This window comes from Mycolicibacterium wolinskyi str. Jessa 2025 (genome assembly GCF_049241375.1).
Taxonomy (GTDB): Bacteria; Actinomycetota; Actinomycetes; order Mycobacteriales; family Mycobacteriaceae; genus Mycobacterium; species Mycobacterium wolinskyi.
In genome coordinates, this window is sequence record NZ_CP185960.1 from 786256 (window position 1) to 795516 (window position 9261).

Annotated in this window: 4 protein-coding genes and 2 pseudogenes; all 6 read left to right on the forward strand. The window is 60.6% G+C overall.

Going from position 1 to position 9261, the window contains the following annotated elements; translation table 11 throughout:
- Window positions 1–373: 373 nt before the first annotated feature.
- Window positions 374–865: an MmpS family transport accessory protein gene (locus tag ACOI2T_RS04055; RefSeq protein WP_409502765.1), complete on the forward strand. Its 492-nt coding sequence runs from the start codon at window positions 374–376 to the stop codon at window positions 863–865.
- Window positions 862–3748: pseudogene (locus tag ACOI2T_RS04060) on the forward strand (MMPL/RND family transporter). The gene ACOI2T_RS04055 and the pseudogene ACOI2T_RS04060 overlap by 4 nt, the downstream one beginning before the upstream one ends.
- A gap of 10 nt (window positions 3749–3758) precedes the next feature.
- Complete coding sequence (locus ACOI2T_RS04065) at window positions 3759–6701, forward strand: MMPL/RND family transporter (protein WP_409502732.1); 2943 nt, start codon at window positions 3759–3761, stop codon at window positions 6699–6701.
- A gap of 159 nt (window positions 6702–6860) precedes the next feature.
- The gene (locus ACOI2T_RS04070) at window positions 6861–7184 is read left to right on the forward strand and encodes a hemophore-related protein (protein WP_084357012.1); all 324 of its coding nucleotides are present in this window, start codon (window positions 6861–6863) and stop codon (window positions 7182–7184) included.
- 758 nt (window positions 7185–7942) lie between these two features.
- Entirely contained in the window at window positions 7943–8161 is a 219-nt protein-coding gene (locus ACOI2T_RS04075; protein ID WP_067858605.1) for an MbtH family protein, read from the forward strand.
- A gap of 56 nt (window positions 8162–8217) precedes the next feature.
- A pseudogene (locus ACOI2T_RS36410) lies at window positions 8218–9168 on the forward strand (condensation domain-containing protein); the annotation flags it as partial.
- Window positions 9169–9261 lie beyond the last annotated feature (93 nt).

The window sequence follows — 9261 nt, forward strand, 5'->3', positions numbered from 1 at the left end:
GCCATGTTTAAGCAGTAATTGGCAAACTTTGCCACCGTAGCTACTGAGGCCGCATTCAACCGTGACAGGCTAGGTATTCACCGAATGTTTTGTTCCTTTTTCGCTAGGCTGTCACCAAGTTGACGTCGGTTGGCCTGCCGCTTCCGATCGTGCCTGGGTGTTGGCTGTGCAGGCTAGTCCGAAGGCGTCGACGAGATGGGCAAATCGCCTTTTCCTGACGCCATCTGCGATGCTCAAGATCGATGCTTGGGTGCAGCATTCCAGCAATCGTCGCAACCTCATATCGTTCCGCCACAAGCACATACAAGGGTTTCGGGCATGGGTTATTCTTCTGCCACTGTTCGGCACCCCGACTGGGTGCCGAACACTCGCGATGGTCATATGGGAGACCGCAGCACATTCGGGGGTGTGGCGGCAGGGGAGGAGTCGTACCATTTTCGGATTGTTGAAGCGCCTGTGGATACCGCTACTCGTGCTGGTGGTGGTGGGTGGCGCTGGGTTCACCGTGTCTCGGCTGCACGGGATCTTCGGTTCCGAGAAGCACACGTCCTACTCCGATACCAGGGCCGACGAATCCGAGACCTACGATCCGAAGCAGATGATCTATGAGGTATTCGGCCCACCGGGAACGGTTGCGAACATCAGTTACTTCGACAAAGACACGGAACCGCAGTACATCACCGGGATCAGCCTGCCCTGGACTTTGCAATTCGACATGGGCAGCACGACGGCAATCGGAAGTCTCATGGCGCAGGGCGACAGCGACAACATCGGCTGCCGCATCATCGTCGACGGCGAAGTAAAGGCCGAGAGAACCTCCAATAACGTAAATGCATTCACGTCTTGTCTCCTGAAGAACGGATGACGGCCGTGCAATCGGACGAGACCAGAACACGGCGGCCGCGAATCGCCTCTTTCATCCGGACCTTTTCGGCACTGGTCATCATCGGCTGGGTGGCGATCACGGTTCTCGTCACCCTGGGAGTTCCGCCGCTCGAGGTGGTTGAAAGGCAGCATTCGGTCTCGCTCAGTCCGGCGGACGCCCCGTCGGTCAAGGCCGGTGAGCGCATGGGCCGGGTCTTCGAGGAGTCCACCGGCGGCAGTGTGGCCGTCATCGTCCTGGAGGGGCAGGAACCCCTCGGCCCCGATGCGCACAAGTACTACGACGGGCTCGTCGCCGAACTGAAGAAGGATACGAAGCACGTCCAGCACGTGCAGGATTTCTGGGGGGACCCACTAACCGCGGGCGCGGCGGAGAGCCGCGATGGGAAAGCGGTCTTCGTACAGTTGGAGCTGGCCGGCGCGCTCGGGCAGGCCGAGGCGACCGAATCGGTGAAATCCGTTCAAGATCTTGTGAAACGGACTCCGGCACCAGAGGGCGTGACGACCTATGTGACCGGTCCCGCGGCAATCGTCGCGGATATGGGTCTGAGTGGGAACCGGACCGTCCTCCTGATCACGTTGGTCACCATTGGCGTGATCTTCGTGATGCTGCTTCTGCTCTACCGCAAGATCTCGATCGTCCTGATCATCCTGTTCACGGTGTTCATCGAGCTTCAGGTGGCCCGCGGGGTCGTCGCCTTCCTCGGTATGCACGGGCTTGTCGGACTCACCACGTACGTTGTCAACCTGCTTGTGTCAGTGGGTATTGCGGCCGGCACCGACTACGCGATCTTTTTCGCGGGCCGGTACCAGGAGGCGCGGCAGGCCGGCGAAGACCGCGTGGACGCGTATTTCACGTCCTACCGCAGTGTCGCGAAGGTGGTGCTGGCGTCGGGTGTCACGATCGCGGGAGCGATTGCCTGCCTGAGCTTCACCCGATTGCCGTATTTCCAGCCACTGGGCATTCCGGGCGCCATCGGCATTCTGGTCGCGGTGGCCGTCGCGCTGACGCTGGTTCCCGCCTGCATTGCGGCAGGCGCCCGATTCGGCGTCTTCGATCCCAAGCGGCTGGTCGTCACCCGGCGATGGCGGCGAATCGGTACCGCGATAGTCCGTTGGCCGGGCCCGATTCTCGTTGCCACGATGACGATTTCGCTCATCGGGCTACTGACGCTGCCCGGTTACAACCCGAGCTACAACGACCAGAGGTACCTCCCGCAGGACATTCCGGCCAACCAGGGGTTCGCCGCGGCCTCTCGGCATTTCCCGGAATCGTCGATGAGCTCGCCCGATCTGCTGATGGTGGAGTCGGACCACGACATGCGGAATCCGGCGGACCTGTTGGTGCTCAACAGATTGGCCAAGGCGGTGTTCGCCGTGCCCGGGGTCGCGAACGTGCAGTCCGTGACGCGGCCTGAAGGGACACAGATCGCGCACTCGTCGATCCCCTTCATGTTGAGCATGAGCAACGCGAGTAACAAGCTGAGCATGCCGTTCCAACAGCAGCGGATGGAAGATCTGTTGGATCAGGCCGACCAGTTGACCACCATGATCAACGTGATGGAGCGGATGTACGGCCTGATGCGGCAAATGGTCGACACCACGCATCGCCTCGTGGTCACCACCCACGAGGTGGAAGACGCGACGAAGGAAATCCGGGATCACATAGCGGATTTCGATGATTTCTTCAGACCGATCCGCAACTACTTCTACTGGGAACCGCACTGCTTCAACATCCCGGTGTGCTGGGCGATCAGAGGCGTTTTCGAGTCCATCGACGGGATCGATCAGGTGACCCTCAAGATGGCAGATCTCACCGATGATCTCGATCAACTCGACGTACTGATGCCCCAGCTTCTCGAGCAGTTCCCGGCGATGATCGCCAATATGCAGAGCACGCGCACCATGATGCTGACGATGCACAGCACCATGAGCGGCATCATCACCCAGGCTCAAGATGCGAACGAGAACGCGACCGCCATGGGAAAGGCGTTCGACGCATCCAACAACGACGACTCCTTCTATCTATCGCCAGATGCCTTGCAAAATGAGGATTTCAAACGCGTGATGGAAATCTTCATGTCGCCGGACGGCAGGGCAGCACGTCTGCTGATCTCGCAGAAGGGCGATCCGGCAACACCAGAGGGCACGGCTCTCGTCGAGCCGATCAGAACCGCGGCCGAGGAGGCGTTGAAGGGAACTCCGCTCGAAGACATCGAATCTGTACATCGCGGGTACGGCCGCACAGGTGAAGGATCTGATCGACGGAGCGAAAATCGATCTGCTGATTGCCGGCGTCTCGGCGTTGTGCCTGATCTTCCTCATCATGGTGATCATGACGCGAAGCTTCATCGCGGCCTTGGTCATCGTCGGCACGGTGGCGCTGTCGCTGGGAGCGTCCTTCGGTCTGTCGGTCCTGTTGTGGCAGTACATTCTCGGCATCCAGATCAACTGGGTCGTGTTGGCGATGTCCGTAATCGTCCTGCTCGCAGTGGGTTCCGACTACAACCTCTTGTTGGTGTCGAGAATGAAGGAAGAGGTGGGCGCAGGCATCAAAACGGGCATCATTCGCGCGATGGGCGGTACCGGCAAGGTGGTGACGGCCGCGGGCCTGGTGTTCGCGGCCACCATGGGGTCGATGATCGTCAGCGACCTGCTCACGATCGGCCAGGTCGGTACGACGATTGCCCTGGGTCTGCTGTTCGACACGCTTGTGGTGCGTGCCTTCATGACACCATCCATCGCCGCCCTGCTCGGCCGCTGGTTCTGGTGGCCGCGCCAGGTGCGTCCGCGTCCCGCCAGCACCATGTTGCGCCCGGTGGGGCCGCGTCCACTTGTACGTGCATTGATACTGCGTGATGACTAAGCCGGGCCGTATGAGCACCGACAACACTCGGCCGCCCTTCGTCGCCAAGACGATACGCAGGACCTCGCCGATCATCGTCGTGGCGTGGCTTGCCCTGATCGTCTTCACCACGCTGTCCTCGGTCAATTGGGACTGGCGGTCGGCAATTCCGGCGCTCGAGCACGTCGCGGAGCGGAATTCGGTGTCGCTGATGCCTGCGGACGCACCGTCGACCAAAGCCATGCTGCGTATGGGGCAGGCGTTCGAAGAGTCCGATTCGGACAGCTCCGCGATGATCGTCCTGGAGGGTGACACGGCGCTCGGTGACAATGCCCGCGCGTACTACGCGGGACTGGTCGATGCGCTGCGAAAAGACTCCGAACACGTCACCCATGTGCAGGACCTCTGGGGAGACCGGCTCACCTCGTCGAGCGTGCAGAGTCCCGACGGCAAGGCCGCCTATGTCCAGATCAACCTCGTGGGCAACCAGGGCACGCCATCAGGCGATGAATCCGTCGCTGCCGTACGCGATCTCGTGGATCGGTCCGGGCCGCCCGAAGGTGTCAGAGTTTTCGTGACGGGGGCCGCGCCACTGGCGTCGGACATGCAGCACAGCGGTAACGAGTCGATCGTGAAGATCACGATCGCGACGCTCGCGATCATCTTCACGATGCTGCTCATCGTCTACCGTTCGGTCATCACCGTGATCCTGCTGCTGGTGATGGTGGGCTTTGAAGTGGGTGCCGCCCGTGGTGTCGTCGCCTTCCTCGGCGCCCATGAGGTCTTTCTGCTGTCGACTTTCGCAGTCAATATGTTGGTATTCCTTGCTATCGCGGCAGGAACCGACTACGGCATCTTCTTCTTCGGTCGATATCAGGAAGAGCGTCAAGCCGGGCAGGACCGAGAGTCTGCGTATTACCGCACCTACCAAAGCACGGTGCCGGTCGTGCTGGCATCTGGCCTGACGATCGCCGGCGCCATCTTCTGCCTCAGCTTCACGCGGTTGCCCTATTTCCAGACGATGGGAATCCCTTGTGCCATAGGCATGTTGGTGGCGGTTGCCGCCGCCGTGACATTGGTACCTGCGGGAATAGTCCTAGCCAGCAGCATCAGACTGTTGGATCCCAAGCGCAGACTCAAATCTCGTCGGTGGCGTGGAATCGGCACCGCGATCGCCCGGTGGCCCGCGCCGATCCTCGCCGCGTCCCTCGCGGCTGCCTTCGTCGGCCTGTTCGCGTTGCCGGGATACGAGACGAGCTACAACGACCGTGCCTACATCTCGGCGGACATCCCGGCCAATCAGGGTTTCCTGGCCGCCGAGAGGCACTTCTCGCAGGCGCGGTTGACGCCCGACATCCTGATGATCGAAACAGAACGTGATCTGCGGAATCCCACGGATTTCATCACGCTGAACAAGCTGGCCAAGGCCGTTTTCAAGGTTCAGGGGATCTCTCGAGTACAAGGGATCACCCGGCCGGAAGGCTCGCCGATTGCCAAGACGTCCATCCCGTTTCTGATCAGCCTGCAGAGCGCCGCTCAGGTGCAATCGCGCAAGCTGCAGGACGAACGCAACAAGGACATGTTGAAGCAGGCTCAGGACATGGGCGTCATGATCCAGCTGATGGAAAACCAGCTGAACTTGATGAAGCAGCTGTACGGGATCACCCATCGAATGCTCGGCACCACGAAGGAAATCGAAGACATTTCCTTACAGCTACTGGAACATATCCAAGCATTCGACGATTTCTTCAAACCCATACGCAATTACCTGTACTGGGAACCGCACTGCTATTCCATACCCCTGTGCTGGGCCCTCAGATCGATATACGACACGCTCGACGGAATGGATGTACTAACCGAAAAGTTGTCGAAGCTTGTCAATGACATGGAACAGCTCGACGCGATAGTCCCGCAGTTGATCGCCGAATTTCCGAAGGCAATCGCGGTGATGAAGACCATCCAGACGATGACGTTGAAAAACTACTCGACGATGTCGGGAATGGCGACCCAGCTGGAGGACCAGACTGCCCAAGTCAGCGCCATGGGGCAGGCCTTCGACGCCGCGAAGAACGACGACTCCTTCTTCCTGCCTCCGGAGGTCTTCGACAATCCGGATTTCAAACGGGCCATGGCATCGTTCATATCCCCGGACGGCAAGTCGGCCCGGTTCATCATCTCGCACAACGGCGATCCCGCGACGCCGGAAGGAATTGCTCGGATCGAAAAGGTCAGGCTCGCGGCCGAGGAGGCCCTCAAAGGCACACCGCTGTCGGGAGCGAAGATTTATCTCGCCGGGACCGCGTCAACCGCGAAGGATTGGCGAGACGGCTCGACCACCGACCTGTTGATTGCCGGCATCGCAGCAATCTGTTTGGTCTTCGTCATCATGCTCATAATCACGCGGAGTTTGGTTGCCGCTCTGGTGATCGTCGGAACAGTCGTGCTCTCGTTGGGCGCATCGTTCGGATTGGCCGTTTTGGTCTGGCAGTACATCCTGGGAATCCATCTGCATTGGATGGTGCTGGCGATGTCGGTGATCATTCTGTTGGCGGTCGGATCCGATTACAACCTGCTCTTGGTATCGCGTCTGAAAGAGGAATTGGGGGCGGGCATCCAGACCGGCATCATCCGGGCGATGGGAGGCACCGGCAAAGTCGTGACCACTGCCGGTCTGGTGTTCGCCGCCACCATGGCGTCGATGGCGGTCAGCGATCTGCAAATCATCGGTCAGATCGGCACCACCATCGGGTTGGGACTGTTGTTCGACACCATGATCGTCCGCTCGTTCATGACGCCGTCCATCGCTGCGCTGCTGGGCCGGTGGTTCTGGTGGCCGCAGCGGGTGCGGCCACGGCCGGCGAGCGTCCTGCTCCGGCCGTATGGTCCCCGCCCGCTGGTGCGCGCACTGCTCGGCACGGACCAGCGTCCCGACGACGATGATGCTCCGACAGCGGAGATTCCAAGGCAGTCCTGACCCGGTCGTCAGTTATATCCAGCGGATATCGCCGACTCGAAAGCTGAACAGTTTATGGCAATGGCGCCAAATGCTTGTCGCCCCTTAAACGAGCGGTTTAGAGTCGCGTTTATCGGGGGATCCAAGTCGGTACTGAAATCGTCGAAAGGATCTGGCGTGATGAGATGGATTCTGACTACAGGAGCCGCAGCCGCCGTCGGCGGCCTTGCATTGTCGCTGACTGCGGGGGCGGGGCTGGCTGCCGCTGACCCGATAGTCGACACGACCTGTAGCTACGAACAGGTAATAGCTGCCGCCAACGCCCAGGGGCCGGCAGCTGCGGCATTTATCCAATCGCCGCAGCAACAGGCGGGTCTGCGTCAGTTCATCGACTCATCGCCGGCTCAACGTCAGCCGATGGCGGCGAAGATTCGCGCCAATCCGGCAAACGCGGCGTTGTTGCCAACGATCGAGAACGTTTTCAGCTCCTGTAGCAACTTCTGAGGAAGGCAGTGGCCCCGGTATCTGATCTTGATGCCGCGTGAGAGCCGCATAACCTGACGCAGGCCAGCGATATCGATCTGTCAGCCGCGCTGTGGGCGTGGTGCTCAGCAGACCGGCTCCGCAGCCGATATCAACATCGCTAAGCCTTGCGGCCCAGCATTTTTCGTCGGCCGTCACGTATGGACCACTCGGCCTCGGCCGGGAGCTTCATTGAGCGGGCGTTCGGCTTTCGCCGCAACTTGAGTTCCTCGGCGGCAGTCTGCTCATCGGCGCTGCCCTCTGGCAGCTCACCCGTTCGCCCGGCGCAGCTTTGCCGACGGTGCCCTCCGCGGAACGCTGTTTGCGGCCAGCGGTGTGTCGTCGTGCGCACTCGGCTCAACGGGCTCGGAAACAAAGCCAGACTAATTCATGTGAAAACGCCAAAGCTGTCCGGTATGGGGTTTACGTGTTTGCCAGTAAATTTATAGCTGATCTGAACACTTTGCTAGATAGGCCCAGACAATGCGACAGTGCGGGTCGATCGATTCTCTACATGGAAGCCCGAGTTGCCAGTTACACCAACGTAAAAATGCAGTCTGGAGGGCGCGACGTGCATTCATTTCTGACGAGGTTTCGGCACCAAGAACCGCGTAACTGCAGGCCACCCAATGATGAGTTGGCAGTTCGCCGAGCACTTCGTCGAAAGCCCGCCGACGCCCTCGGTCTTCAGTAGAGTTCGAACCGATTTACCGCCCATCGATTTGATCTTGGAGAACAAGGTGAGCATTAATCCGTTCGACGATGACAACGGCACCTTCTACGTGCTGATCAACGACGAGGAGCAGCACAGCTTGTGGCCGACGTTCTCGGACGTACCTGCGGGTTGGCGGGTGGTATTCGGAGAGGCCGATCGAGCGGCCTGTCTGGACTACATCGAGAAGAACTGGCCGGACATACGTCCGAAGAGCCTGCGTGATCGGCTCGCGCGCGAGCGCTGACTCGGATCGATACCTGAATTGAAAGGAACCGGGGGTGTTCTTTGAAGACGGAAACGGTGCCGAGTAGCCGTCCGCTTCCGCTGACACGTGCGCAACTGGACGTTTGGCTGGCCCAACAGGCGGCCGGCTCAGGCGACGAGTGGCAGCTCGGTCTTCTGATGAAGATCGACGGCGCGGTGGATCTCGGCGCGCTGGAGTGGGCCGTCAGACGAGTCGTCGGCGAGATCGAACCTGGCAGAGCAACCATCGAGGAGATCGACGGGGAGGTCGCGCAGCGGGTAGTCGACGACCCGGACATCGATCTCGCGTTTCATGATCTGACCAGTTCTGACGACGCGTCGAGTGAAGTGCGCCGGATAGTCTCGTCGATTCAGCGTGCGCCGATGTCACTCTCCGACCCGCTGTTCAGACTCGCGGTGCTGCAAACCCAAGCAGACGAGTTCTACCTGTTCGCGGCCTGCCACCACATCGTCATCGACGGGTTTGCGCTGGCCTTGGCCGGCCAGCGGATCGCGTCGGTGTACACCGCGGTCGTCTCGGGGGCGCCCGTGCCGAGTCCTCTGTTCGGATCGCTGCAAGACCTCGTCGATATCGAGACGGAATACCAGAACTCAGACGACTATCGCGAAGACGAGGCCTACTGGTTACGAAATCTCCCCGCGGACAATAACTCTGACTGGCGGTCGTCGAGTGCGGCGGCGGACGCCGGAGCGGACGAGCCCTCGGCGCCGCTGCCTCTGGATCCCGTCGCGGTCAATCGCTGCGACTGGCTTGCGGAGCGGCTGGGCGCGCCGCGGTCGTCCGTTCTCACCGCGGCTTGCGCTCTTCTGGTGCGCCAGTGGACGGCGCAGGCTTCGCAGGTGGTGCTGGACTTCCCGGTGAGCAGGCGAGTCCGGCCCGAGTCCAAGACGCTTCCAGGAATGTTCGCCGGGGTTGTGCCCTTGGTGCTGGACGTCGCACCGACAATGACCGTCGCGGACTTCTGCGGACATGTTGACACGCGGATCAAGGAAGTGGTTCAGCACCAGCGGTTTCCGGTGCATGCCTTGGAGCGCAAACAGCGACCGCGCGGGTTGGATCGGTCGGCGGGCCGGGTAGGG